Source organism: Pseudomonas sp. TS_SC_3 (assembly GCF_056156225.1).
This window is the reverse complement of record NZ_CM149586.1, coordinates 274,266-298,795: the sequence shown is the minus strand read 5'-3', so window position 1 is coordinate 298,795 and position 24,530 is coordinate 274,266. Positions and strand designations below refer to the sequence as shown.

22 protein-coding genes and 1 pseudogene are annotated in these 24,530 nt (G+C 60.0%); 16 read left to right on the top strand and 7 right to left on the bottom strand.

Translation table 11 applies throughout. From position 1 onward, the window contains the following. Positions 1 to 77 precede the first annotated feature (77 nt). Positions 78 to 383 carry an ArsR/SmtB family transcription factor gene (locus AC0J6G_RS01500; RefSeq protein ID WP_475250648.1) on the top strand — a complete coding sequence of 102 codons (306 nt, stop codon included), beginning with the start codon at positions 78 to 80 and terminating at the stop codon, positions 381 to 383. A gap of 26 nt (positions 384 to 409) precedes the next feature. On the opposite strand, the gene mnmH is transcribed toward AC0J6G_RS01500, so the two are convergent. Together mnmH and selD are read right to left on the bottom strand one after the other, a co-directional pair. Continuing rightward, complete coding sequence (mnmH, locus tag AC0J6G_RS01495; protein ID WP_475250647.1) at positions 410 to 1,513, bottom strand: tRNA 2-selenouridine(34) synthase MnmH; 1,104 nt, start codon at positions 1,511 to 1,513, stop codon at positions 410 to 412. Continuing rightward, on the bottom strand, positions 1,513 to 2,547 hold the full coding sequence (selD, locus tag AC0J6G_RS01490) for a selenide, water dikinase SelD (protein ID WP_475250646.1): 1,035 nt from the start codon (positions 2,545 to 2,547) through the stop codon (positions 1,513 to 1,515). Before selD ends, mnmH begins: the two co-directional genes overlap by 1 nt. Before the next feature lie 316 nt (positions 2,548 to 2,863). On the opposite strand from selD, the gene AC0J6G_RS01485 reads away from it, so the two are divergent. The 5 genes from AC0J6G_RS01485 to AC0J6G_RS01465 all read left to right on the top strand — a co-directional run bounded on the left by AC0J6G_RS01485 (position 2,864) and on the right by AC0J6G_RS01465 (position 6,833). After that, positions 2,864 to 3,715 carry a putative selenate ABC transporter substrate-binding protein gene (locus AC0J6G_RS01485; protein ID WP_475250645.1) on the top strand — a complete coding sequence of 284 codons (852 nt, stop codon included), beginning with the start codon at positions 2,864 to 2,866 and terminating at the stop codon, positions 3,713 to 3,715. Further along, a complete protein-coding gene (locus AC0J6G_RS01480; RefSeq protein WP_475250644.1) occupies positions 3,712 to 4,509 on the top strand; it encodes a phosphonate ABC transporter ATP-binding protein in 798 nt (265 codons plus the stop codon). The genes AC0J6G_RS01485 and AC0J6G_RS01480 overlap by 4 nt, the downstream gene beginning before the upstream one ends. Next, positions 4,503 to 5,330, top strand: a complete 828-nt coding sequence (locus tag AC0J6G_RS01475) for a PhnE/PtxC family ABC transporter permease (protein ID WP_475250643.1) — start codon at positions 4,503 to 4,505, stop codon at positions 5,328 to 5,330. The genes AC0J6G_RS01480 and AC0J6G_RS01475 overlap by 7 nt, the downstream gene beginning before the upstream one ends. Further along, the gene (gene phnE / locus AC0J6G_RS01470; protein WP_475250642.1) at positions 5,327 to 6,094 is read left to right on the top strand and encodes a phosphonate ABC transporter, permease protein PhnE; all 768 of its coding nucleotides are present in this window, start codon (positions 5,327 to 5,329) and stop codon (positions 6,092 to 6,094) included. Before AC0J6G_RS01475 ends, phnE begins: the two co-directional genes overlap by 4 nt. Before the next feature lie 115 nt (positions 6,095 to 6,209). Continuing rightward, positions 6,210 to 6,833 (top strand): eCIS core domain-containing protein, encoded by a 624-nt coding sequence (locus AC0J6G_RS01465; protein WP_475250641.1) that lies wholly within the window; start codon positions 6,210 to 6,212, stop codon positions 6,831 to 6,833. Between the two features lie 458 nt (positions 6,834 to 7,291). Here the strand turns inward: AC0J6G_RS01465 and putA are convergent, their stop codons facing one another. Beyond that, positions 7,292 to 11,233 carry a trifunctional transcriptional regulator/proline dehydrogenase/L-glutamate gamma-semialdehyde dehydrogenase gene (putA, locus tag AC0J6G_RS01460; RefSeq protein ID WP_475250640.1) on the bottom strand — a complete coding sequence of 1,314 codons (3,942 nt, stop codon included), beginning with the start codon at positions 11,231 to 11,233 and terminating at the stop codon, positions 7,292 to 7,294. A gap of 616 nt (positions 11,234 to 11,849) precedes the next feature. Between putA and AC0J6G_RS01455 the strand changes: the two genes are divergently transcribed. From AC0J6G_RS01455 to AC0J6G_RS01435, 5 genes are all read left to right on the top strand, one after another. After that, complete coding sequence (locus AC0J6G_RS01455) at positions 11,850 to 12,626, top strand: outer membrane protein OmpK (RefSeq protein WP_475250639.1); 777 nt, start codon at positions 11,850 to 11,852, stop codon at positions 12,624 to 12,626. Positions 12,627 to 12,776: 150 nt separating this feature from the next. After that, positions 12,777 to 13,271: an LEA/WHy family protein gene (locus AC0J6G_RS01450; protein ID WP_475250638.1), complete on the top strand. Its 495-nt coding sequence runs from the start codon at positions 12,777 to 12,779 to the stop codon at positions 13,269 to 13,271. A gap of 66 nt (positions 13,272 to 13,337) precedes the next feature. Further along, entirely contained in the window at positions 13,338 to 13,679 is a 342-nt protein-coding gene (locus AC0J6G_RS01445; RefSeq protein ID WP_475250637.1) for a zinc ribbon domain-containing protein YjdM, read from the top strand. A gap of 152 nt (positions 13,680 to 13,831) precedes the next feature. Further along, entirely contained in the window at positions 13,832 to 14,554 is a 723-nt protein-coding gene (locus AC0J6G_RS01440; RefSeq protein WP_475250636.1) for a substrate-binding periplasmic protein, read from the top strand. A 25-nt stretch (positions 14,555 to 14,579) separates the two neighbouring features. After that, entirely contained in the window at positions 14,580 to 14,771 is a 192-nt protein-coding gene (locus tag AC0J6G_RS01435) for a hypothetical protein (protein ID WP_475250635.1), read from the top strand. Between the two features lie 33 nt (positions 14,772 to 14,804). Here the strand turns inward: AC0J6G_RS01435 and AC0J6G_RS01430 are convergent, their stop codons facing one another. After that, positions 14,805 to 15,548, bottom strand: a complete 744-nt coding sequence (locus tag AC0J6G_RS01430; RefSeq protein ID WP_475250634.1) for a hypothetical protein — start codon at positions 15,546 to 15,548, stop codon at positions 14,805 to 14,807. Positions 15,549 to 15,845: 297 nt separating this feature from the next. Between AC0J6G_RS01430 and AC0J6G_RS01425 the strand changes: the two genes are divergently transcribed. The 5 genes and pseudogenes from AC0J6G_RS01425 (at position 15,846) to AC0J6G_RS01405 (ending at position 20,195) form a co-directional block, all read left to right on the top strand. Then, positions 15,846 to 16,571 (top strand): endonuclease, encoded by a 726-nt coding sequence (locus AC0J6G_RS01425; RefSeq protein WP_475250633.1) that lies wholly within the window; start codon positions 15,846 to 15,848, stop codon positions 16,569 to 16,571. 83 nt (positions 16,572 to 16,654) lie between these two features. Next, entirely contained in the window at positions 16,655 to 17,236 is a 582-nt protein-coding gene (locus AC0J6G_RS01420) for a DUF1415 domain-containing protein (protein WP_475250632.1), read from the top strand. Between the two features lie 158 nt (positions 17,237 to 17,394). Beyond that, on the top strand, positions 17,395 to 17,757 hold the full coding sequence (locus tag AC0J6G_RS01415) for a hypothetical protein (RefSeq protein WP_475250631.1): 363 nt from the start codon (positions 17,395 to 17,397) through the stop codon (positions 17,755 to 17,757). A 521-nt stretch (positions 17,758 to 18,278) separates the two neighbouring features. Continuing rightward, positions 18,279 to 18,407: pseudogene (locus tag AC0J6G_RS01410) on the top strand (NYN domain-containing protein); the annotation flags it as partial. A gap of 99 nt (positions 18,408 to 18,506) precedes the next feature. Next, positions 18,507 to 20,195, top strand: a complete 1,689-nt coding sequence (locus AC0J6G_RS01405; protein ID WP_475250630.1) for an ATP-dependent nuclease — start codon at positions 18,507 to 18,509, stop codon at positions 20,193 to 20,195. Between the two features lie 66 nt (positions 20,196 to 20,261). Here AC0J6G_RS01405 and AC0J6G_RS01400 read toward each other — a convergent pair whose 3' ends face one another. The 3 genes from AC0J6G_RS01400 to aptA form a co-directional block, all read right to left on the bottom strand. Next, the gene (locus AC0J6G_RS01400; protein ID WP_475250629.1) at positions 20,262 to 21,032 is read right to left on the bottom strand and encodes a gamma-glutamyl-gamma-aminobutyrate hydrolase family protein; all 771 of its coding nucleotides are present in this window, start codon (positions 21,030 to 21,032) and stop codon (positions 20,262 to 20,264) included. Between the two features lie 459 nt (positions 21,033 to 21,491). Continuing rightward, entirely contained in the window at positions 21,492 to 22,988 is a 1,497-nt protein-coding gene (locus AC0J6G_RS01395; protein WP_475250628.1) for a CoA-acylating methylmalonate-semialdehyde dehydrogenase, read from the bottom strand. A 160-nt stretch (positions 22,989 to 23,148) separates the two neighbouring features. Next, the gene (gene aptA / locus AC0J6G_RS01390) at positions 23,149 to 24,495 is read right to left on the bottom strand and encodes an omega-aminotransferase AptA (RefSeq protein ID WP_475250627.1); all 1,347 of its coding nucleotides are present in this window, start codon (positions 24,493 to 24,495) and stop codon (positions 23,149 to 23,151) included. Positions 24,496 to 24,530: the final 35 nt, after the last annotated feature.

The following is a 24,530-nucleotide window of genomic DNA, read 5'->3' as shown; positions in this document are numbered from 1 at the left end:
GTGCCCGGCCTGACTGCGGGCACCGTGTGTTTGCGCTCGATAAATTGTAATATCGAGAAAACTAGGTATTGGATGCTATGAACATAGACGTCAGCGAAGCCCTGAAAGCCCTGGATAACCCCACACGCTTGGCGATCTTGAATTGGCTGAAAGACCCGCGAACGCACTTCCCCGAGCAGGAGATTGATCCTGAGGACGTTGGGGTTTGTGTGAGCATTATTCAGAAACGCGTCGGGCTGTCGCAGTCCACGGTTTCGCTATACCTCTCGGCCCTGCAGCGGGCCCATTTGGTCACCTCACAGCGCATCGGTCCTTGGACCTACTACAAGCGCCATGAGCAAAATATTGCGGCATTTGTCAGCGCACTCAACGCGCTGATTTAAGTGCGCGGCTTGGCAGCGCTTGCTGCTCAGCCCATCTGAGCCTGGCGCGCTTTTAGGTAAGCAATTACCTCCGCCTGCTCACCGGCAAACTCAATACGCGCCCCTTTGCTTTCGCGCTGGAAGGCGTACATGGGGTCGTAATACTCACGCAGCAGCCCTTCGATCCAGCCACGGTGCAGGTCAACGTCGCCACTGCGCTGTTGCTCGGCAAGCGCCGCCTGCATGATCGTCAGCAGCCGCTGGTAACGCTCGCCGCCCAGGCGCTTCTGGATATTGCTCAAGCTTTGCAGCAGACGCTCGGCGAACAAGCCAAAACCATCCTCAACGCCGTGCACGCGGAGAAACTCGGCGCACAAATGGGTCACGTAATCCCCGAGGATGCGTTCTACACGACCGGCGAAGCTGTCTTCCAACCACACCAACGGATAGCCCTGCATACCTTGGTACAGCTCCAACGGCAGCGAGCAGGTGCCGACCAGGCGACTCTCGTCCTCCAACACAAACTGCCGGGTGCCAACGGCGCGCTGCTTAAGGATGTCGATGGCCAGGCGGTTTTCGAAGTCGATTTGCCCTGGCTGGCCGGTGGCACGCTTGCCGAAGCTGGAACCGCGATGGTTGGCGTGACCTTCCAGGTCCAGGCTGTTGCTCAACTGGCTAATCACTTCGGTCTTGCCGGTGCCGGTCATGCCGCCGACGATGACAAAACTGCATTCGGCCACCGCCTGCTGGGTGGTCTCTAACAAGAAGCTGCGCATCGCCTTATAGCCGCCCACCACCCGCGGATATTCAATGCCCGCATCTTTGAGCCACTGCTGAGTGATCTGCGAGCGCAGGCCACCCCGGAAGCAGTAGAGGTAACCGTCGGGGTTAGCCTTGGCGAAGGCGCTCCAGGCGGCGACCCGCTCATCCTTAACCGCACCACTGACCAACTGATGGCCCAGTTCAATGGCCGCATCCTGGCCATGCTGCTTGTAACAAGTGCCCACCCGCTGGCGCTCGCTGTCGTCCATCAACGGCAAGTTGAGCACGCCGGGGAAGGCGCCTTTGTGGAACTCCACCGGTGCGCGGGCATCCATCAGCGGTCGATCATTCAGGAAAATATCGCGGTAGTCGCTGCTGTTGTCGCGCATCAGAGCACCTCTACCGCATAGGTCTGTCGCTCGACCAGCTGACCGATTGGCGCCAGGTTCAGGCCCAGCTCGGCAGCCAACGCGAGAAACTCAGCCTCGCCCTCTGCGCTGACAGCCACCAGCAAGCCGCCGCTGGTTTGCGGGTCACAAAGCAGGTTGCGTTGCGCCTCGCTGATGGGCGCGATTTTCTCGCCGTAACTCTCGAAATTGCGCAGGGTGCCGCCCGGCACGCAGCCCTCATCCAGGTAATAGTCAACGCCGGGTAAACGCGGCACGGCAGCGTAGTCGAGCTGCGCCGTAAGGCCCGCACCGTCGGCCATTTCCACCAGATGGCCGAGCAAGCCGAACCCGGTGACATCGGTCATGGCGGTAACGCCGGCGAGTTTGCCGAAGCGGCTGCCGGGCTTGTTGAGGGTGCACATCCACTTGCACGCCAGGCCGATGTCTTCAGCCCGCAGCTTGGCTTTTTTCTCAGCCGTGGTGAGGATGCCAATGCCCAGCGGTTTACTGAGGTAGAGCCGGCAGCCGACCGTGGCGGTGTCATTGCGCTTCATATGGCGCTTGTTCACCACGCCCGTCACAGCCAGGCCAAAGATCGGCTCTGGGGCGTCGATGGAATGGCCGCCGGCCAACGGAATGCCCGCCTCATCACACACCGCGCGGCCGCCGCGAATCACTTCACGCGCCACTTCCGGCGGCAGCAGGTTAACCGGCCAACCAAGGATGGCGATGGCCATCAGCGGGTCGCCGCCCATGGCGTAGATATCGCTGATCGCATTGGTCGCGGCAATACGGCCGAAGTCATAGGGGTCATCGACGATGGGCATAAAGAAGTCAGTGGTCGAGACCACGCCACGCTCATCATCCAAGGCATACACCGCCGCGTCGTCCCGCGAGGCGTTGCCCACCCACAGTTTCGGGTCGAGGTTCTGCGCGCCACTGCCTGCCAGGATGACGTCCAATACCTTGGGGGAAATTTTGCAGCCACAACCGGCTCCATGGCTGTACTGGGTCAGGCGGATCGGCTCGCTCATGGGTCAGGCTCTCGGCAAATCAGAAAACAAGCCGCGGATTCTAACAGGCCGCTGGAAAATGTAGGCGAGGCCGGCTGAGCAATGCGCCGAGAACGTGGGGCGATGGGGGGCATGGGCACGTCGTGGCGGCTTTAAGCCCTGCATTCTTTAATAAGAAGGCCAACCCAGGCTGTTTTCCCATGGCCTGCGGGCAACGCTGGTCTTTAACGCAGCGCTCCCTATAATCGCGCACGTCTGTTTACCTGACCACACGCAGCCAGCGGATCCGCTGAGCTGTCACCTCGAACCTTTTCCGCTATTGAACCGGAGAATCTTCATGCTCAAACGTACCCTGGCATTCGCCACCTGTGCTGCCCTGTGCCTGTCCGCTAGCCTGCTGCAGGCGGCTGAAACCCTGCGTGTCAGCGCTATCCCAGATGAAGCGCCAACCGAACTGCTGCGCAAATTCAAGCCGCTGGGCGCCTACCTGGAACAACAACTGGGCATGAAGGTCGAGTTCACCCCGGTTGCCGACTACCCTGCCGTGGTCGAAGCCCTGGCGACTGATCGCCTCGATATGGCCTGGCTTGGCGGTTTCACCTTTGTCCAGGTGCGCCTGAAAACCGGCAATGCCATCCCGCTGGTGCAGCGCGAGCAAGATGCCCAGTTCACCAGCAAATTCATCACCGCCGACGCCAACGTAAAATCCCTGGCCGACCTCAAGGGCAAAACCTTTGCTTTCGGTTCGGTATCGTCGACCTCTGGCAGCCTGATGCCGCGTTATTTCATGCTACAGGACGGCATCAAGCCAGAAAGCCACTTCAGCCGTATCGGCTACTCCGGCGCGCATGACGCCACGGCTGCCTGGGTGCAGGCAGGCAAGGTTGATGGCGGCGTGCTCAATGCCAGCGTGTGGGACAAGCTGGTTGCCAGCGGTAAGGTCGACACCACTAAGGTTCGCGTCTTCGCCACCACCCCGAGCTATTTCGACTACAACTGGACCGTGCGCGGCAACCTTGACCCAGCGCTGGTCGCGAAAATCAAAGCGGCCTTCCTCGCGCTCGATCCAGCTAAGCCTGAGCACAAAGCGATTCTCGACCTGCAGGCTGCCAGCCGCTTTATCGAAACCAAGCCTGAGAACTACACCGGCATCGAGGACGCCGCTCGCGCCGCTGACCTGCTGAAATGAGCCTACGCCTGACTCAGGCGACGCTGCAGCACGGTAACGGCGTTCACGCCCTGCGCAATGTCGAACTGCACATTGCGCCCGGCGAGCAGGTGGCGATTATCGGCCCCTCCGGGGCTGGCAAGTCGAGCCTGCTTAACCTGCTAGCCACTGCCCTGCAGCCCAGCAGCGGTGAGCTGCACGTACTCGGCGAACAACCTTGGCAGCTCTCTGGGCGGCAACGTCAGCGCCTGCGCGCCCGCATTGGCCTGGTTCATCAGGCGCCGCCGCTGCCGGCACGCCAGCGTGTGGTGACGGCCGTACTGGCCGGCAAGCTGGGCCAGTGGAGCCTGGCGAAAAGCTTGCTGAACCTGCTGCACCCACTGGATATTGCCGGCGCACAGCGCGAGCTGGCCAAGCTGGATTTGGCTGACAAACTGTTCGCCCAGTGCCAGCAACTCTCCGGCGGGCAGTTGCAACGCGTGGGCATTGCCCGCGCGCTATACCAAGCGCCCGAGGTGCTGCTGGCCGATGAGCCGGTGTCTGCCATGGACCCGGTGCTCGCCGCGCACACCCTCAATGTACTGTGCCGACATGCCGAAGCCAGCGGGGTCACCCTCGTCGCCAGCCTGCATGCGGTGGAGCTGGCCCTGGCACACTTCCCGCGCGTGATTGGCCTGCGCGATGGGCAGATTTTTTTCGACCGCCCGGCCGCTGAAGTCGACCAGGCGCAGCTTGATGCGCTGTATGCCAACGAACAACTGCTCCCGCCTCCCGTCCCCGCCGTTAGCCTGAGCCTACAGATTCCGCGATGCTAAACCGCCCCCACCGCGACCCGGCGGCCCTGCCGCGGCTGTTGCTCAGCCTGCTGGCGCTGGCCCTGCTGTGGCCGGGCATCCAGCTCAGCGAACTGGATCTCGGCGTGTTGCTGCAGAGCGACAGCCAGAGCGAAATGGGCCGTTTCGTTGCGGCCTTCTGGCCAGCGGCGCATGACGCAGAATTTCTCGAGCTGTTGCTGCAGGCCACCTTGCAAACGCTGGCCATCGCCACCGCCGGCATGGCCCTGGCGCTGCTATTGGCAATCCCCGCGAGCCTATTGGCCAGCCGCGCCTTGTCGCTATCCGCCGCCGCCCGTGGTGGCAGGCCTACAGCCTTGGCGCAGCTGCTACGCTGGCCGGTGCGTGGCCTGCTGATTTTCCTGCGCAGCGTGCCAGAAATCGTCTGGGCGCTATTGTTCGTCCGCGCCGTCGGCCTCGGCCCCACTGCAGGCGTGCTGGCCATTGCCATCACCTACAGCGGCATGCTCGGCAAGGTCTATGCGGAAATTTACGAGTCCGTCGACCAGCGCCCCATGCACGCCCTGCTGCAGGCTGGCAGCGGCCGGCTGGCGGCGTTCGCCTACGGCATCCTGCCGAATGCCGCGGCAGAACTGACCTCCTACACCGTGTACCGCTGGGAATGCGCGATTCGCGCCTCAGTAGTGATGGGTTTCGTCGGCGCTGGCGGCCTTGGCCAACAGATCGACCTGTCGATGCGCATGTTTGCCGGCGGTGAAGTGGCGAGCATGTTGCTGACCTTCCTGCTACTGGTGCTGCTGGCCGATCAGCTCAGCCGCCTGCTGCGGCGGAGGTTGGCATGAACCGGCTGATCAATCTGCTGCTGTTAGGCGTCATCGGCGTGGCGGTATACGCCTCGTTCGCGTATCTGGGCATCGACCTCGGCACACTGATCGGTGGCGACAGCCTGACGCAGATGGCCGGCTACGTGCAGCGCTTTCTCAGCCCCGACCTGAGCGCGGAACATCTTGCCGTCATCAGCCGTGGCGCGCTGGAAACCCTGGCCATGTCGGCCATCGGCACTTTACTGGCGGCGGTACTCGGCCTGTTGCTGGCCTTACCCGCTGCCGGACGCTTCGGCTGGCCGCTGCAAAGCGCGGCACGCATGCTGCTGAATGCCTTGCGGGCGATTCCCGAGTTGGTGTGGGCCGCGCTGATGGTGCTTGCTGCAGGCCTTGGGCCGAATGCCGGCACCCTGGCCCTGGCCCTGCACACCGCCGGCGTGCTCGGCCGCTTATTTGCCGAAGCCCTGGAAAACACCCCCACTGAACCGGCCGAGGCAATTCGCCTGCAAGGCGGCAGCCAGGTCAGTGCGTTTTGCTACGGCACCCTGCCCAATCTGTGGCCACAGCTGTTGGCCTACTGTTTGTACCGCTGGGAAAACAATATCCGCATGGCCAGCGTGCTCGGCTTCGTTGGGGCCGGCGGGCTGGGGCAGATGCTCTACGTCAGCCTCAGCCTGTTTCAAGAAGCGCAGGCCAGCACGGTGATCCTGGCGATGCTGGTGCTGGTGTTCGGCGTTGATGCGCTCAGCGGCTGGACCCGCCAGCGTTGGGTGCGGATGTAGCCGCGGCATGCCACTCTGCTGATGCGCCGCTGCCCTGCAACCAAACGCAGTGGCCAGGGTCCATGTGCGACACGGGCTGCCGCCCACCCGGCGGCGGTCATCATTGTTCGGAGAGATGCCCTTGCCTGCTGTGTTTTTGCTTAAACCTTTGCGCTGGCTCGCCTTAGTTGTGGGCGGGCTTAGCCTTGCGGCATCGGTTCTGGCCTGCCCCAGCGGCCAGCAGCAGGTGTGCGCAGTGGTGTGCTTTTGTGCGCCGCTCAGTCAGGCCGACATTGATAGGCTGTACGCAGACGCCACCCAGATCGCCGCTTCAGGCCTTGAGCATGGCTTGCTGCAAGCCCGTGAACGCGCAGCCGCCGACGGCACCGAGCCGGTGCCGCTGCATATTCGCGCACAGCTAGAGCCGTATTTCGCGATAGCGGTACTCGACTCAGCGCGCTTTAAGGTTGGCGGCGACCAGGCGCTGAACGCCGGTAATGCCCTGCTGCAAAACCCCGATGTGCAGGCCGTGACGCTGATCGACATCATCGTCTTTCGCAACGCCGAGGATGCGCAACAGAACGTAGCGCTCTGGGCCCATGAACTGCTGCATGTGCAGCAATACCAGCAGTGGGGCGTGGCTGAATTTACCCGCCGCTACACCCGCGACCACGACGCCATCGAAACCCCCGCCTACCAGCTGCAGATTGAAGTCGCCCGTGCGCTGCGCAATCAAGAGGCTGCGCGCGCAGCACCCTGAGCCGTTTGCCGGGGGCGCCAAGGTTGCCTGCCAGTGCTGAATAACCGGGTTGAGCTGCGCCCGGCGGCCTGCATGCCCAACCGCCAGCGCCCGAAAGCAGCCGACAGGTGTCCCTTGGACGCGTCGCGGCCGTGCGGAGGGCTGTGGCCATAATCGACAAAGGGCTGAGTTTAAACAGAGGGTGGCCGATCGATTGGAGCAGCGCGGGTAGCGCTGCTCCAGCACCCGCCGGGTAGGCCGGTGCATCGCATCGAAATGCCAGAGGGAAGAAACACGTCGTACGGGCGGGTAGCCCCCGTTGCCGGGTGTAAGACGGGCGCTGCGTAACGGCAAGTGCCGCGTGCAGCATCAGGAACTTGGGCAAAGCCCCTGGGGGTGGCGGTAAGCCGGTGTTGCGCACTGCCCCGACAGGCGAACCCGTCGGGGCAGGATGCTCAGTGCAGCGTGACTAAAGGCGCTTAGCCGATGGTCATCAGGCTGGCGTTACCGCCCGCCGCTGCGGTGTTGATGCTCAGGGCGTGCTCGATTAGCAAACGTTCCAGCGGAATATCGGTCTCGCCTTTGTGCAAACCATGCACACCAATAATCGCGCCCGGACGCTGGGCGGCCAACTGACAGACTTCGCGCAGTTGGTCGGAGTCACCATGATGGATGATCGCGTCAAACGTGGTGTCGCTGGTGCTCCACTGGCTCAGCAGCGTAATGCGCTGCTGCACCGCCTTGGGCAGGGCAGCGAACAACTCACGGCTCAACTCAGTTTCCTGCCAAAGCACCTGGCAACCCACGGCCAAGGCCGCCGCCAGTTGCGCCAGCAAGTCACCGCGCGCGTCAGCCAGGCACAGCACATGCTCACGTGGCAGCAGGCTGTAGCTGTTGCGCTCACCGGTTGGGCCGTTGAGCATCTGCACGGTGCCGCTCTGCGCCAGTTCAACGTACTGCGCACTCAGCGCCGCCAGGCTTGGCTCATGCTGCGTCGCCCAGTCTTGCAGCGCCGCGATCACCTTGGCCTGTTCGGCCGGACGCTGAGTCTCAGCGCCCTCTTGCTGCAGCTGCTTGGCCACTGCGTCTTGCGGACGGGTTGCCAGCAAACGGTACATGTACAGCGGGCCACCGGCTTTCGGGCCGGTGCCGGACAAGCCTTCACCGCCGAACGGCTGCACGCCAACCACGGCACCGACCATATTGCGGTTCACATACAGGTTGCCGACCTTGGCGCTATTGACCACCTGGGCGATGGTTTCATCAATGCGCGTGTGCACGCCGAGGGTCAGGCCATAGCCGCTTTCGTTGATCTGCTGCAGCAGCTTGCCCAGGTCCGCACGCTGGTAGCGCACCACGTGCAGCACCGGGCCGAAGATTTCACGTTGCAGTTCATCGAAGCTGTCCAGCTCAATCAGCGTTGGCGTGACGAAGGTGCCACGGCTGAGGTCGTCGCCACTGGCGCGGGCAGCCTGGAAAATCTTGCGGCCCTTCTCACGCATTTTCGCGATGTGCTGGTCGATATTGCCCTTGGCCTCGCTGTCGATCACTGGGCCAATGTCGGTGTTCAAGCGCTCCGGGTTGCCCAGGCTGTATTCAGCCATGGCGCCCTTGAGCATGTTGATCACCCGATCCGCTACGTCTTCCTGCACGCAGAGTACGCGCAGCGCCGAGCAACGCTGGCCGGCGCTGTCGAAGGCCGAAGCGACCACATCGACGACCACCTGCTCAGTCAGTGCCGACGAGTCAACGATCATGCTGTTGAGGCCACCGGTTTCGGCGATCAGCGGAATGGTGCGGCCCTGGGCATCCAGGCGACCGGCAAGGTTGCGCTGGATGATGCCGGCCACTTCGGTGGAACCGGTAAACATCACACCACGCACGCGCTCATTGCCGATCAAGCCGGCGCCGACGGTTTCGCCACGGCCCGGTAGCAACTGCACGGCACCCGCCGGCACGCCGGCTTCCAGCAGAATGCGCACCGCTTGCGCAGCAATCAGCGGGGTTTGCTCGGCGGGCTTGGCCAGCACGGTGTTACCGGCAGCCAGCGCAGCAGCAACCTGACCGCTGAAAATCGCCAGCGGGAAGTTCCACGGGCTGATGCACACCACTGGACCCAGCGGGCGGTGGCTGTCGTTGCTGAAGTGGTTACGTGCCTGCGCCGCGTAGTAGCGCAGGAAGTCCACCGCCTCGCGCACTTCGGCGATGGCGTTGGCAAAGGTCTTGCCGGACTCACGCACCAGCAGGCCCATCAGCTGCTGGATTTCCGCTTCCATCTGGTCAGCGGCGCGATCCAATACAGCGGCGCGCTCGGCCGGCAGAGTCGACTGCCAGATCTGCCCGCTGGACACGGCGCAGAGCACGGCATTGTGTACGTCCTGCTCGCTGGCCTCATGCACATGGCCAACGACGTCGCGGTGGTCCGCCGGGTTGCGCACCGGTTGCGCCTCGCCCAGCTCAGGCGTTTCACAGCCCAGCAGCGGCATGGCTTTGTAGGCGTTGTTGGTGCTGCTCAGCAGCGCCGAAGACAGCGAACCCAAGCGGTGTTCGTTGGCCAAGTCGATGCCTTCGGAGTTCAAGCGGGCGTCGCCATACAGCGCACGCGGCAGGGCAATGCGCGGGTGCGGCAGGCCGAGGCCACCTTCCTGTGCAGCCATTTGCTCAATCTGTTGCACGGGGTCGAGCACCAGCTCTTTGATCGAGATGCTGTGGTCGGCAATGCGGTTAACGAACGAGGTGTTCGCGCCGTTTTCCAACAGCCGGCGCACCAAGTAAGCCAGCAGGGTTTCATGGCTGCCTACCGGTGCATAAATGCGGCACGGACGGTTCAGCTTGCCATCGGCCACCTTGCCCACTACCTGCTCGTACAGCGGCTCACCCATGCCATGCAGGCACTGGAATTCGTACTGGCCAGGGTAGTAATTCTGCCCGGCCAGTTGATAGATGGCCGACAGCGAGTGGGCGTTGTGCGTAGCGAATTGCGGGTAGATGGCCTCCGGCACGGCCAGCAGCTTGCGCGCACAGGCGATGTAGGAAATATCGGTGTATGGCTTGCGGGTGTACACCGGGTAGCCTTCCAGGCCTTCGACCTGGGCGCGCTTGATCTCGCTGTCCCAGTACGCGCCTTTTACCAGACGGATCATCAGGCGGTGACGGCTGCGCTTGGCCAGGTCGATGACGTAATCGATCACATACGGGCAGCGCTTCTGGTAAGCCTGAATAACGAAGCCGATACCGTTCCAGCCGGTCAGGGCCGGGTCGAAGCACAGACGCTCCAGCAGATCGAGGGAGATTTCCAGACGATCCGCTTCTTCGGCGTCAATGTTCAGGCCGATGTCGTACTGCTTGGCCAGTTTGGTCAGGCCCAGCAGGATCGGGTACAGCTCGTCCATCACGCGGTCGTACTGGGCGCGGCTGTAACGCGGGTGCAGCGCGGAGAGCTTGATCGAAATGCCCGGGCCTTCGTAAATGCCACGGCCATGCGAGGCCTTGCCGATGGCATGGATGGCCTGCTCGTAGGAGGCCAGGTAGCGCTTGGCGTCTTCGTCAGTCAGCGCGGCTTCACCGAGCATGTCGTAGGAATAACGGAAGCCCTTGGTTTCCATGCTGGTGGCGTTGGCCAGGGCTTCGGCGATGGTTTCACCGGTCACAAACTGCTCGCCCATCAGGCGCATAGACATGTCCACGCCCTTACGGATCAGCGGCTCACCGCCTTTACCGATGATGCGGTTAAGCGAGGTCACCAGGCCGGCTTCGTTGTGCGTGGACACCAGCTTGCCGGTGATCAACAGGCCCCAGGAGGCCGCGTTGACGAACATCGACGGGCTGTTACCCAGGTGCTGGCTCCAGTTGCCGTTGCTGATTTTGTCGCGGATCAGCGCATCACGGGTGGCCTTGTCCGGAATACGCAGCAGCGCTTCGGCCAGGCACATCAGCGCCACACCTTCCTGCGAGGACAACGAGAATTCCTGCAGCAAGCCCTGCACCAGGCCCTGACGGCCGCTGGCATTCTTCTGGCTGCGCAGCTTCTCGGCAATGCTCATGGCCAATTTGTTGCTGGCTTCGGCCATGTCCTTGGGCAGACGCGCTTGTTCCAGCAACATCGGTACGGCTTCGGTTTCCGGACGGCGATAAGCGCCGGTAATCGCTGCGCGCAGCACCGACTGCGGGAGGATGCTTTCCGCGAAATCAAGGAACACCTGCAGACCCTGCTCGGTCAGGGTGTCAACCGACTCCTCACCGGCGACCGCTGCAAGGCCGGAATGCTCAGCCGGGGTCAAACCACCCTCGATCTGCTCCAGGTAATTGAAAATCGCCTGCTTGATCAACCAGTGCGGCGTGCGGTCAATTGACTGCGCTGCCTGCTTGAGGCGGTCACGGGTTGCATCATCGAGCTTTACGCCAAGGGTAGTGGTGGCCATTGGTTTATCCTGTTATGGGCTGGAGCACGGCAAAAAAACTGGCGGAAGATTAAACCCCCAGGGGCTCAAGGTGCAACTAGGCGCAACCCAACACCTATGCACGCCTCACGCCCCGTCCGCCACCTCACAAACACGCCCTATGACAGGTAGGCCTCACACCTGGCGCGGCCCGCAGGAAAACCCTGCATTGGCGCTAGCAAACGATCGTTTTAAAAAAGCCAAAACCTTCCGACGACAGGTATAACCCAAGCCGCGCAACAGGTTGCACCTTGCTGTTTACGGCGGGTTATTTGAGCAAAGCACACGCACGCCATTTGCACAGCACAGCCGACGGAGTGCCTGTGCGCTTCTTGCGACCGAGCACACCCCGGCCGCCCCAGTAGATGCACCAACATATGACTGAAACTGTCCTGGCAGTCAGTTAATAGTGCATGGCCGGCCTTTACATCCCCAGCAAACTCACTAAAGTGCGCGCCCGAGCTGCTGTCGAAGGCTCAGGATGGTGAACCTGCGCGCAGAAACAGGGTTTGGCCTTGTTCTTGCTGTATGCCGAGCTAGCCTGACCATTCAGACAGGTTTAAAAACGATAATTCAGCACTTTGGGGAGCACCACTCGATGAACCGTACTCTTTCCTCTCTGGCCCTGGCGGGCGGGCTGCTGGCGGGCGGCCAGGCTGCAGCGGGTGACCTGCTGCAGTGGCAGAACAACAGCCTGACCTATCTATATGGTCAAGACTTCAAGGTCGATCCGGAAATCCAGCAGACCGTCACCTTCGAGCACGCCAGCGGCTGGAGCGTCGGCGACCTGTTCTTCTTCGTTGACACCATCAAGTACAACACCGACGCGACCAATGGCGCAGGCGACGGCCACACCTTCTACGGTGAATTCTCGCCGCGCCTGTCGTTCGGCAAGCTGTTCAACAGCAAGCTGGAATTCGGCCCGATCAAAGACGTGCTGCTGGCCACCACCTATGAATTTGGTGAAGACGACGTTGAGTCCTATCTGATCGGCCCAGGCTTTGACTTGGCCATCCCCGGCTTCGACTACTTCTCGCTGAACTTCTACCACCGTGAAACCGACGGCGCCCGCGACGGCAGCGGCGTCTGGCAGATCACCCCGGCGTGGAGCTACACCATCCCGGTGGGCAAGTCCGACATCGTTATCGATGGTTTTATGGACTGGGTGGTGGATAACGACAAAACCTACCACGCCAACCTGCACTTCAACCCACAGATCAAATACGACCTGGGCAAGGCCATGAACTGGGGCGAGAAGCAGTTGTATGTCGGCATTGAATACGACTACTGGAAAGACAAGTACGGCATCGAAGACACCAATAGCTTCACCACCGATCAAAACACCGCCAGCCTGCTGGTCAAAGCGCACTTCTGATTCCCCGCTGCAACCCGCCAGCGCGTGCAGTTGCAGGCTGGCGGGCATCCCTCGCAACACAAGACGCCGCACTTATTTCTAACGCAGCGGCGTAATCGCACCCGCGCCAGGGTCTTCTACTCTGTCATTACTCAGCAGTGGAAACCCCGCATGCCTATCACCTTTCACCGCCACCTTGCCCGCGCCCTAATCATCAGCCTGTTGCTCATGCTGACGGCCTGCAGCACCTTCACGCCCGGTGACCCGCTGCAGATTCAACTGGTCGGGATCGAACCCCTGCCGGGCCAAGAGCTAGAACTGCGCTTCGCGATCAAACTGCGCGTGCAAAACCCCAATGACCGCCCCATCGATTTCAACGGCATCGCCCTTCAACTGAAGGTCAACCAGCAGCCGCTCCTCAGTGGTGTCAGCGACCAAAGCGGCCAAGTAGCGCGTTATGGCGAACGTATTCTGCACATACCCGTTAGCCTCTCTGCCTACGCTGCACTGCGCCAAGCCTGGGGAGCAGCCGGCTATCAGCACGGCAAAGGCCTGCCCTACGAGTTAAGCGGCAAGCTTGCAGGCGGCCTGTTCGGCACCCGCCGTTTTAGTGACAGTGGCATCCTCAATTGGCCGCAGCCTCCAGCCCCTCGCCAAGCCCCGTAAAACCAAGCCCCGTAAAACCCTATACACTATGCGGCCTTTTCATAGTGACCTAGTAAGGACCCCGCCGTGAGCACCCTGCCGCCATGCCCTAAATGCAACTCCGAATACACCTACGAAGACGGCGCCCAGCTGATCTGCCCCGAGTGCGCCCACGAGTGGTCGGCCAACGCCGCAGCTGAAACAGCCGACGACGCCACGGTAATCAAGGACTCGGTAGGCAACGTTTTGCAGGATGGCGACACCATCACCGTGATCAAGGACCTGAAAGTCAAAGGCTCTTCTCTGGTGGTTAAAGTGGGCACCAAGGTCAAAGGCATCCGCCTGTGCGACGGCGACCACGACATCGACTGCAAGATCGATGGCATTGGCGCCATGAAGCTCAAATCCGAGTTCGTGCGCAAAGTCTGAGCCTTGCACTCACTGCCTCGCCAAGCCCCGGCCTGCATACCGGGGCTTTTTTGTGGCAACGATTACGCCCCAGCAACCGTGCAGCCCGGCACGCGATTAGCTAGCATCACTACCGAGCACACCGCTCAATAAGGCCAAGCCCGGAGGACGTCATGCGTAACGCGGCGCTGTGTCTGTTGCTGTTAATCCCTTGGGCGTTACAGGCCGAAGAGTGGAACATAGTCGGCGACGAACAGTTCGCCCCCTACAGTTTTGTCACCCTCGAAGATGACCAGCCGCACGGGCTGGACGTAGAGCTGGTGCAAGCTGTTATGCAAGAAGCCAAAATTCCCTACAACCTGCGCCTGTACCCCTGGGAGCGGGTCAAAAGCATGCTCAACCGTAACGCCGTGACAATGGCCTTCCAGTTTGCCGGCACCCCCGAGCGCATGCAGCAATACGAGCTGGTCGGGCCCATCCGTACGGGCTCTACGGTATTTATGACTACCAATAAAACCGCTATTCGCGACTGGCTCGACCTGGATGACCTGTCGCTCTACGTCATCGGCCAGGTTCGCGGCTACGCCTATCAGGCGGACTTCGATCAGGCCGACCTGCGGCGTGACAGCAGCGCCCAGAACCCACGCCAGTTGGTCTCGATGCTGCTGGCTGGGCGCATCGACATCATCGTCGGCGACCGCACCCAACTGATGTACTTCGTTCGCGAGCAACGCGCGGAAGAAAGCGTGCGCATCCTCTTCAAACCCCTGGTGGAAATGCCGCGTTATGTCGCCTTCGCCAAAGGCGATCGTGCGCGTGCCGAGCGCTTCGCAGCAGCCCTTGAACGGTTAAGGCAAGCTGGCACACTGCAAACCCTCTACCAACGCTGGCAATAAGCCCGCCCAATAACACGGAGTCACCATGCGTAGCCTCGCCGCCCTATTTATCTGCACCAGCGTACTTCTGAGCGGCTGTGGCCTGGGTGAAACTGCCGCAACCGCCAGCCTGCAAGCGGAGCAGGCCGCGCAGCTGCAACAGCAAACAGAGCAACTCAAGCAACAAATAGAGGCGGCTAACACGCAAAGCCAGAAGCGCCTTGAGCAAGGCTATTAAGCAAAAAGGCGATGGAAGCCGTGGCGGCACGGCTTACTGCACCGGCAGGAAGTTCATAAACAGCAGCCCCTGGGCATAACTCACCCCCATGCGCCGGTAGCGCTCATCCAGCACATCCGTGAGCAAATCCAAACGCGCAACAATCTTGCCGAACTCCACCGCATAACTGAGGTTGCGCCCCTCGGCAGAAATCTCGTTGGACAGCAGCCACGGCGTGCCGCCTGCGTCGGTGCGTTGCGCCAACATCCAGCTGGCTTTTTCCATATTACGCGCAGCGTTATGGATGAACTGCGGGTCCAGCGTGTCGCTCAAGTAATACTCGGTGCGCCCGCCATGCGCGGTAATCAGCATGCTTGCCAATGAGTAGATAAATGCCCCAACACGGTCGCCCTGGTATTCGGCGCTTAGGGCATAGCTGAGCGCGGCGATATCCGTCCGCCCGCCCAGCGATGGCAGCGGCTGGTCCAGCTCAATCGCGCGATGCACCGCACGCTTAACCGACTCAACATCGGCCAACCCGGTTTTGCGCCACTCGCGCGGGTTACGCAGATACAGCTTGTCCATCAACCGATAAAGGCTATTGAGGTTATTGCGCATGCCCAAGGTCGCCATGCGATCGGCATGGCTCTGGAAGAACTCGGACGGCTTGATCGGGCTTTGGTTGCTGATGATGGTCTGATGGTCCTGCCGCGTGGCACACCCGCCCAGGGTCAGCAGGCTAAACAGCAGCAAACCGCACACTCGGCGACCCAACCGCGACAGCCCCAAAACGGGCATCGCCTGGGCACGTTTTGCCTGCCTGGGTAAACGCTGCACGGTACTCATCAGAGGAGGTCATCCGCTGCGGTGTGATGGGGTAACGCTAGCAACAAAATCCAGATTGGCCAGCGGCTGCGCCCAAAGGCATGACTTACAGCGCAATCAACTACCTAGCTGCGCAAGCTCAGGTTGCGTGCTAACAACGCCTGCCCGGCGGCCAAGGTTACCGACCGCTGATCGCGGCTACGCTAAAAGCCCCGTCGCAGAGCGGTTTAACCGGTATGATCCGCAGCTTTTTTTGCTGCCGAGTCCGCCATGCCACGCCTGCTTGCCCTGCTTTGCCTCATCGTTGCCCTGCCCACCTTTGCCGAAGCCCCGAAAACCTTCAGCGCCGCGAAGAAAATTGCCTGGCGCTTATACGCCGAACGGCCCAACACCTTTTATTGCCAGTGCGCGTACAGCGGCAACCAAGTCGACCTCAACAGCTGCGGCTACAGCCCGCGCAAACAACTACGTCGCGCCCAGCGCCTGGAATGGGAACACGTGGTGCCGGCCTGGGTGATTGGCCATCAGCGCCAATGCTGGCAGGAAGGCGGGCGCAAAAACTGTGCGCGTAACGACGCCACCTTCAAGGCTGCCGAAGCCGACCTGCACAACCTGGTGCCGAGCATTGGCGAGGTCAATGGCGACCGCTCCAACTACGCCCTCGGCATGCTCAGCGAAAAACCCACGCAATACGGCAGCTGCCCGATGGTGGTCAATTTCAAAGCCAAAACCGCCATGCCGCCGACTCATGCCCGTGGCGCTGCCGCGCGCATCTACCTGTACATGGCGGACCACTACAAACTGCGCCTGTCCAAACTCGACCGACGCACCTACGAAGCCTGGAACCGCCAATACCCCATCAGTGAATGGGAGCGCTGGCGCAACCAGCAGGTCGGCTGTGTGATGGGCTACGGCAACCCTTATGTCGGCGCGGTTGACCTGCGCAGTTGCAGCCCGCTACGCCGCGCCGGCAACCCGCAACGCAACAGCGGCTGAGGCGCAACACCGGCGCGCCGAGAACCCTCGGCGCGCTATTGCCGCTAAACTTAAAACCACTTTGCCAGCCCGAGCCCTCTTTTATGCATAACCCCGTCATCCCGAGCGCCGCCCACGCCATCGCCGAAACCCGCGCCTGGGTTGACCGCGCCGTGATCGGCCTCAACCTCTGCCCCTTCGCCAAAGCCGTGCAGGTCAAAGGGCAAGTGCGCTACGTGGTGTGCGCCAGCACCGAGCCAGAAGAACTGCTCAGCGCCTTGATCGACGAACTGCACGCACTGGCTAACTGTGAGCCAAGCGAAACCGACACCACGCTGCTGATCCACCCTGCCGTACTCAGTGATTTTCTCGACTTCAACGACTTTCTCGCCGTGGTCGACGACACCGTTGAGCAACTCGGCTACAGCGGCATTCTGCAAGTGGCCAGCTTCCACCCGCAGTTTCAGTTTGCCGACACCCGCGCCGACGATGTCAGCAACGCCACCAACCGCACGCCCTACCCGACCCTGCACCTCCTGCGCGAAGCCAGCATCGACCGCGCCGTCGCCGCCTTCCCCGACCCAGAGGCGATCTTCGAAGCCAACATCGCCACCCTGGAAAAACTCGGCGCCGACGGCTGGGCCGCCCTGCAAGCGCAGTGCCGCAAAGATGCCGAGGGCAACTGAAGGCCGGCTATAGCCAATCACAGGGCGGCCAGCATTCTTAACAAAGACCCGCGCTGCCCTGTTTTACACAGGCTTTACATTCCGCTCTGCAATGCCGCGCAACAGCCAGTGTCGAAACCACAAGCCGGGAAAGACCGGTTTGCACAGGAGTATCGATCATGCTGTCGCGTATCCCCCTTATCACCGGCCTGTTGGCCAGCCTGGTACTGTTTGCCCACGCCCCAGCGCAGGCCTCCAACCGTGACGCAGCGATTGCCGGAGCCGTGGTAGGCGCGGTGATTGGCGGCGTAATCGTCAGCCAAAGCCGCTACGCACCGGCTTACAGCCAACACCCACGCGAGTACTACCCGCCGCCCCCGGCCTATTACCCGCCGCAACGGGTGTACTACGAGCGCCAACCGGTCTACTACCAACCGGCACCGGTGTATTACGTGCAAGAACGACCGCGCCACAACCGCTGGCATGGCCACAAACACCGCCGGCATGACGGCCACGGCCATGGATATGGCTATCGCCGGTAAACAAAAAGCCCCGCACTTGCGGGGCTTTTTCTTGGGGATCAAACCGCACCGGCTTTATTGGGTGGACAACGCGAAGCTTGTCCACCTCGATGCCCAAGACACCCATGCCGCAAACACAGCAACATGCTTTTTGCTTTTGAGTCTGCGATTACACAGACGACGCCAAACGCCCCATCAGCAGGCCGAGTGGAATCGTTGTGGAAGGGAGCGAGCCGCATGGATGCGGCGAGAGGCGTAAAGGGCCAGGGACGGCCCTTGTACGCCGGCCCCTGGAGCAATGATGGAGCGAGGGAACCCGACGAAGTCGGGCCGGATGCAAGGGGCAAGACCTTTTGCTTACTTTTGGGGCGTCTGCCAAAAGTAAGCCGCCGTAAGGGCGGAACCAATAGACCGGTCAGCACACAAGCGGCGGATACCAGCCAACCCGAGAACAGACCCAAGACCAAAAGCCAATGCGCAAACTATGGCGCATTGCCACCCATTAGCAGTAAGGTCGAGCCAACCCTATTCAAGGAAGAAGCATGGCCGCCAAACCCAGCCCACCTCGGCAGCAAAAACACCTTGCAGTGCTGATCAACGCCGACAACGCCACCGCTGCGATTGTCGAAGGCCTGTTCGAGGAAATCGTCAACATCAAACGCATCTACGGCAAATCCAACGCACACAGCCCAGATTAATACCGAACTAAATGATGGATGAAAAAGCGTCATCCACCCTACCCGCCAATTACTTAAATTTACAGAGAAAATATGGAGCTTGTTAATTTTTCCGTAACAAACTACAGAAGCATTACTTCAGCACATAAAGTTAGCATTTCCAATATGACGACTCTAATTGGAAGAAACAACGAAGGGAAATCTAACATTTTAAAGGCGCTGGACGTCGGTATGATTTCACTTCAGCGCCATTCCAGAAGATCAAACGTAAGAACAATTCTCACTTCACCATCTAGACGAGATGAAAAAGAATATTTATGGGATAGAGATTTCCCTGTTGCTTTACAGTCACGAAAATCTGGAACACAAACTATTATCAGATTCGAATTTCAGCTTAGTAAATCCGAAGTAGAGGAGTTCAGAAGCACCATTGGGCAAGGACTAAACGGCATACTCCCTATAATTATAAAAATCGGAAAAGACAGCAAGCCACAAATAAGCATTTCCAAGAGCGGAAAGGGCTCTAAAGGATTCAATCAAAAATCCACACGAATCACAGAATTCATTGCTGAAAAGATAAATTTTAACTACATACCAGCGATTAGATCAGAACAAGAAGCAATGAATGTAGTCAGCAGGCTACTATCAGAACAGTTGAGGTCGCTAGAAGACAATCCAAGCTACATGGAAGCTCTTGATACGATTAGGCGATTGCAAATACCTTATTTAGAGGCTTTAAGCAACAACATTAGAGAACCTCTAGAAGAGTTTCTACCAAGCATTAAAGCCGTAACCATTGAGATGCCCGATAGTGCGAGAAGAGTAGCAGTCCGAAGAGACTTCGAAATAATTATTGATGACGGAACTCCAACATCCCTATCTTTCAAGGGCGACGGAGTTAAAAGCCTTGTAGCGCTTGGGCTACTCAAGGGAATGTCAAGAAAGTCTGGGGCATCAATCATTGCAATTGAAGAGCCTGAGTCTCATCTTCATCCTGCTGCGATACACCAATTAAATGAAATAATAAAATCACTATGTGATGACAACCAAGTTGTGATAACAACTCACAACCCACTATTCGTAGAACGACAGGATATCAAGTCAAACATTATCGTAGACAAAGGCAAGGCCACAGCTGCCAAAAACATCCAGCAGATACGAGACTTACTAGGCGTAAGAGCATCAGACAACTTAACAAACGCTAGTTATGTTCTTGTTGTAGAAGGAAGCGATGATCTAACATCCCTACGCACGCTACTCCCCCACCTGAGTGAAAAACTAAAGAAATGCTTATCCAACAACTTGTTAGTCATAGAGCCCATAGGTGGAGCAGGGAACTTACCATACAAACTATCATCGCTAAAAAGCTATCTATGCGCATATCACTGTTTTTTAGATCATGACGCCGCTGGAAAACAAGCATTTGAGGCAGCAGAGCGAGACGGCCTTGCAAGCATAAAAACTGTAACCTTTACCACATGCAATGGTTCTACCGAGAGCGAATTTGAGGACTGCATAGAAAAAAGCATATATGAACTAAAAATTAAAGAGATATTCGGTGTAACTCTTGACAACAGTTTCAAAGGAAAAAACAAATGGAGTGATCGACTTAAAAACTCTTTCCAGACGCAAGGAAAGCTATGGAATAATAAAGTTGAATCCCAAGCAAAGCAGGTGGTTGCAGATGCTGTCAGCAAAAACCCACAAACCGCACTTAACCAACACAAACGCAACTCTATAGATGCATTAGTAATTGCGCTTGAGACCCTAATAAAGAGCTAATTCAAAATCTTAATAAAAAGGCCCGTCACTCGACGGGCCTTTTGCCTTAAATCACCAGCGCAGTTTTTAAGCCAAGGCCGTCTGGCTGCGAAGCTCCAGCCTCTTCACCTGATATTCCCTCGCCGCCTGATGAAACGCCCCCAGCAGCGCGTTGTAATCCGCCTTCTCCCAATAGCGATACTCGGGATGCCACTGCACCCCAACGGCAAACGCCTTGGCGCCAGTCACGCTGACCGCCTCGATCTGCCCATCTTCGGCCACGGCTTCAACCTGCAAGCCCTCGCCGAGGCGATCGATACCCTGACCGTGTAACGAGTTGACCTTGATCTGCCGCTCGCCGAACAGCGAATGCAGCACGCCGCCCTCGGTCAGGGCCACGTTGTGCATCGGGCCGTAGGCCACGTCGTCCGGTACGTCCTTCACCTCACGGTGATCAAGGCGCCCTTCAACCTCGTGCACTTCACGGTGCAGGGTGCCGCCAAACAGTACGTTGAGTTCCTGCACGCCTCGGCAGATGCCGAGGAAGGGAATGCCGCGCTCCAGGCAGGCGCGCATCAGGCGCAGTACGGTTTCATCGCGGGGTTTGTCGGCCAGGCCCAGGCCGGGATGCTCGTCGCCATAGAAGCTGGGGTGCACGTTGGAAAGCGAGCCACCGAACAAGATGCCGCTGACGCTATCCAGCACCGTGTCCATGTCCAGATCATCGCCGAAAGCCGGGATCATCAGCGGGAAGGCACCGAAGCCGGTGACAGCGTGGATGTACTTCTCACCGACCAGGTGAAACCAGCCAATATCACGGCTAGTCAGCTGCCAGCGGCACAGGGGAAGGCCAATCATGGGTTTATTCATTGCAAGGAGTCCTCTTCTAAGGACCGCCTACGACCGGCTGCGCGTCGGAAAAACTGCGTTGAGAACGGCTTCGAAATGCTCATTTACAACTCGTAAACTCCGCTTTCTCAGCCGTTCTCGCCTGGTTTTTCTCTAGCTCGCACGCCCGTAAGCTGGCCCTTGTTAATTGAAGTGGGCTGCCCTTGGGAGAGCGGGCTTACGGGCCAGGAAACCCTGAACCCGCTCACCCAAGGGGTGCCGTAACCTGCGGTCACTGCACCAACGCCGCGCCCGCGCGGCTGGTTTGTTGCTTTTGTAGGAACGGGGGGGGGACGCCTAGTCCTTGTCCGCGATTCGGTGGTGGCCTTAGATCGCGGCCAAGACGGAACGCCGCCCGGCCGCTCCTACAGATAGTTCTGCGTATCAAAAAAGGGGGCTGATCCTGCGATCAGCCCCCTTGGGTGTTACTTAACCATTACTCGGGAACGCAAACTGCGCCGCTTCGTGAGAAGCGCGCTGCGGCCAGCGCTGGGTGATGGCTTTTTTGCGGGTGTAGAAGCGCACACCGTCCGGGCCGTAGGCGTGCAGGTCGCCGAACAGCGAGCGCTTCCAGCCGCCGAAGCTGTGGTAGCTGACCGGTACGGGCAGCGGCACGTTGACGCCGACCATGCCGACTTCAATCTCGTCGCAGAACAACCGCGCGGCTTCACCGTCGCGGGTGAAGATGCAGGTGCCATTGCCGTATTCGTGGTCGTTGATCAGCTGCATGGCCGCTTCCAGGCTACCGACGCGGACGATGCACAGCACTGGGCCGAAGATTTCGTCGGTGTAGATGGTCATCTCCGGGGTCACCTTGTCGAACAAGGTGCCGCCGACGAAGAAGCCGTTTTCGTTGCCGGCAACTACCAGATCACGACCGTCGACCACCAGGCTTGCGCCCTGGGCCACGCCGGCGTCGATATAGCCTTTGACCTTGTCACGCGCCGCACCAGTCACCAGCGGGCCCATGTCCAGACCGCAGGATGTGCCGGCACCGATTTTCAGCGCTTTGATTTGCGGCACGATCTTCTCGACCAGTGCATCGGCGATCTGGTCGCCTACGCACACGGCCACGGAGATGGCCATGCAGCGCTCGCCGCAGGAACCGTAGGCCGCGCCCATCAGTGCGCTGACGGCGTTGTCCAGGTCGGCATCGGGCATCAGTACGGCGTGGTTCTTCGCGCCGCCCAGTGCCTGGACGCGCTTACCGCGCTTGGTGCCTTCGCTGTAGATGTATTCGGCAATCGGCGTGGAGCCAACAAAGCTCAGGGCTTTGACGTCCGGCGCTTCGATCAGCGCATCCACGGCTTCCTTGTCGCCGTGCACTACGTTGAGCACGCCTTTCGGCAGACCGGCCTCTTGCAGCAATTGAGCGATATACAGGGTGGAGCTTGGGTCACGCTCGGACGGCTTGAGGATGAAGCAGTTGCCGCAGACGATGGCCAGCGGGTACATCCACAGCGGCACCATAGCCGGGAAGTTGAACGGGGTGATGCCGGCCACGACGCCGATTGGCTGCATGTCGCTCCAGGCGTCGATATTCGGGCCGACGTTGCGGCTGTACTCGCCCTTGAGGATTTCCGGGGCGGCGCAGGCGAATTCGACGTTCTCGATGCCGCGCTTGAGCTCACCGGCTGCGTCTTCGAGGGTTTTGCCATGCTCTTCGCTGATCAGCTTGGAGATAGTCGCTTCGTGCTGCTCCAGCAGCTGCTTGAAGCGGAACATCACCTGAGCGCGCTTGGCTGGCGGGGTGTTGCGCCAGGCCGGGAAGGCGCTCTTGGCCGAGTCGATGGCCAGTTGCATAGTGGCGCGGTCGGCCAGGGCGACTTTCTTGGTCGCCGCGCCGGTGGACGGGTTGAACACGTCAGCGCTACGGCCAGTGCCGGCGGTCAGTTCGCCGTGGATCAGGTGATTAACGAGGGTCATGGCAATTCCTTAATAACGGATCTTGTTTTTTGCAGGCGCCGAACAGCTGGCACCTGCAGGAAAATTGGGATGTTCCGTAGGGCGGATGACGCTTCACCCATCCACCGGTCTGATCCAATACAGCAATGGTGGATGAAAACAGCGTCATCCACCCTACTGCCTAGTCGAGGCTATTCAGCACATCGCCTACGGCGTTGAACACGGAGTCCAGCTGCTCGGGCTTGGTGTTGAAGGTTGGCCCGAACTGCAGGGTATCGCCGCCGAAGCGCACGTAGAAACCGGCATTCCACAGTTTGATGCCGGCCTCGAACGGACGGATCACCGGGTCGCCGTCACGCGGGGCGATCTGGATCGCGCCTGCCAGGCCACAGTTGCGGATGTCGACGACGTTCTTGCTGCCTTTGAGGCTGTGCAGCTTCTCTTCAAAGATCGGCGCCAGGGCGGCGGACTGCTCGATCAGGTGGTCGCGCTTGAGCAGCTCCAGGGTTGCCAGGCCGGCGGCGCACGCCACAGGGTGGCCCGAGTAGGTGTAGCCGTGGCCGAACTCGACCATGTGCTCAGGGATCGCCTGGTTCATAAAGGTGTTGTAGATCTCGCTGGAAGCGATCACTGCGCCCAGCGGAATCGCGCCGTTGGTGACCTGCTTGGCGGTGTTCATGATGTCCGGCACCACGCCAAAGAACTCGGCACCGGTCCACTTGCCCATACGGCCGTAGGCGGTGATCACTTCGTCGAAGATCAGCAAAATGTTGTGCTGGGTGCAGATCTCACGCAGGCGTTGCAGGTAGCCGGTTGGCGGCACGATGACGCCAGCGGAGCCGGACATCGGTTCAACGATCACGGCGGCGATGTTGGAGGCATCGTGCAGTTCGATCAGCTTCAGCAGCTCGTTGGCCAGCTCCACGCCGCCGGTCTGCGCCATACCCTTGGTAAAGGCCAGGTGCGACTGCAAGGTGTGCGGCAGGTGGTCGGCGTCCATCATCTGGCCGAACATCTTGCGGTTACCGCCGATGCCGCCGAGGCTGGTGCCGGCGATGTTCACGCCATGGTAGCCACGGGCACGGCCAATAAATTTAGTTTTGCTCGGTTGGCCTTTCAGGCGCCAATAAGCCTTGGCCATCTTCACCGAGGTGTCGGCGCACTCGGAGCCGGAGTCGGTGTAGAACACGTGATCGAGGCCGGCCGGGGTCAGCTCGGTGATTTTCTCGGCCAGCTGATAGGACAGCGGGTGGCCGTACTGGAAGCCCGGCGCGTAATCCAGGGTGCCCAATTGCTTGGCCACCGCCTCCTGAATTTCCTTGCGGTTGTGCCCCGCGCCACAGGTCCACAGCCCGGACAGGCTGTCGAAGATGCGCCGGCCCTTGTCGTCGATAAAGTGGTTGCCGTCGGCGCCGACGATCAAACGCGGGTCGCGCTTGAAGTTGCGGTTGGCGGAGAACGGCATCCAATGCGCGTCCAACTTAAGTTGGCTGGCCAGGGACGGAACGGTGGTCTGCTGCATGGTCATCGTGTGGCCTCGCAAGGAAGGGCGAATGAGCGATG

Excerpts from the sequence above, each read along its gene's own strand:
- AC0J6G_RS01400 (WP_475250629.1), bottom strand. The coding sequence starts at position 21,032 with ATGATTGGCCTTCCCCTGTGCCGCTGGCAGCTGACTAGCCGTGATATT.
- putA (WP_475250640.1), bottom strand. The coding sequence starts at position 11,233 with ATGGCCACCACTACCCTTGGCGTAAAGCTCGATGATGCAACCCGTGAC.
- AC0J6G_RS01395 (WP_475250628.1), bottom strand. The coding sequence starts at position 22,988 with ATGACCCTCGTTAATCACCTGATCCACGGCGAACTGACCGCCGGCACT.
- phnE (WP_475250642.1), top strand. The coding sequence starts at position 5,327 with ATGAACCGGCTGATCAATCTGCTGCTGTTAGGCGTCATCGGCGTGGCG.
- AC0J6G_RS01415 (WP_475250631.1), top strand. The coding sequence starts at position 17,395 with ATGCTGTCGCGTATCCCCCTTATCACCGGCCTGTTGGCCAGCCTGGTA.
- AC0J6G_RS01480 (WP_475250644.1), top strand. The coding sequence starts at position 3,712 with ATGAGCCTACGCCTGACTCAGGCGACGCTGCAGCACGGTAACGGCGTT.
- mnmH (WP_475250647.1), bottom strand. The coding sequence starts at position 1,513 with ATGCGCGACAACAGCAGCGACTACCGCGATATTTTCCTGAATGATCGA.
- AC0J6G_RS01425 (WP_475250633.1), top strand. The coding sequence starts at position 15,846 with ATGCCACGCCTGCTTGCCCTGCTTTGCCTCATCGTTGCCCTGCCCACC.
- AC0J6G_RS01440 (WP_475250636.1), top strand. The coding sequence starts at position 13,832 with ATGCGTAACGCGGCGCTGTGTCTGTTGCTGTTAATCCCTTGGGCGTTA.
- aptA (WP_475250627.1), bottom strand. The coding sequence starts at position 24,495 with ATGACCATGCAGCAGACCACCGTTCCGTCCCTGGCCAGCCAACTTAAG.
- AC0J6G_RS01500 (WP_475250648.1), top strand. The coding sequence starts at position 78 with ATGAACATAGACGTCAGCGAAGCCCTGAAAGCCCTGGATAACCCCACA.
- AC0J6G_RS01455 (WP_475250639.1), top strand. The coding sequence starts at position 11,850 with ATGAACCGTACTCTTTCCTCTCTGGCCCTGGCGGGCGGGCTGCTGGCG.
- AC0J6G_RS01485 (WP_475250645.1), top strand. The coding sequence starts at position 2,864 with ATGCTCAAACGTACCCTGGCATTCGCCACCTGTGCTGCCCTGTGCCTG.
- AC0J6G_RS01420 (WP_475250632.1), top strand. The coding sequence starts at position 16,655 with ATGCATAACCCCGTCATCCCGAGCGCCGCCCACGCCATCGCCGAAACC.
- AC0J6G_RS01435 (WP_475250635.1), top strand. The coding sequence starts at position 14,580 with ATGCGTAGCCTCGCCGCCCTATTTATCTGCACCAGCGTACTTCTGAGC.
- AC0J6G_RS01450 (WP_475250638.1), top strand. The coding sequence starts at position 12,777 with ATGCCTATCACCTTTCACCGCCACCTTGCCCGCGCCCTAATCATCAGC.
- AC0J6G_RS01430 (WP_475250634.1), bottom strand. The coding sequence starts at position 15,548 with ATGCCCGTTTTGGGGCTGTCGCGGTTGGGTCGCCGAGTGTGCGGTTTG.
- AC0J6G_RS01405 (WP_475250630.1), top strand. The coding sequence starts at position 18,507 with ATGGAGCTTGTTAATTTTTCCGTAACAAACTACAGAAGCATTACTTCA.
- selD (WP_475250646.1), bottom strand. The coding sequence starts at position 2,547 with ATGAGCGAGCCGATCCGCCTGACCCAGTACAGCCATGGAGCCGGTTGT.
- AC0J6G_RS01475 (WP_475250643.1), top strand. The coding sequence starts at position 4,503 with ATGCTAAACCGCCCCCACCGCGACCCGGCGGCCCTGCCGCGGCTGTTG.
- AC0J6G_RS01465 (WP_475250641.1), top strand. The coding sequence starts at position 6,210 with ATGCCCTTGCCTGCTGTGTTTTTGCTTAAACCTTTGCGCTGGCTCGCC.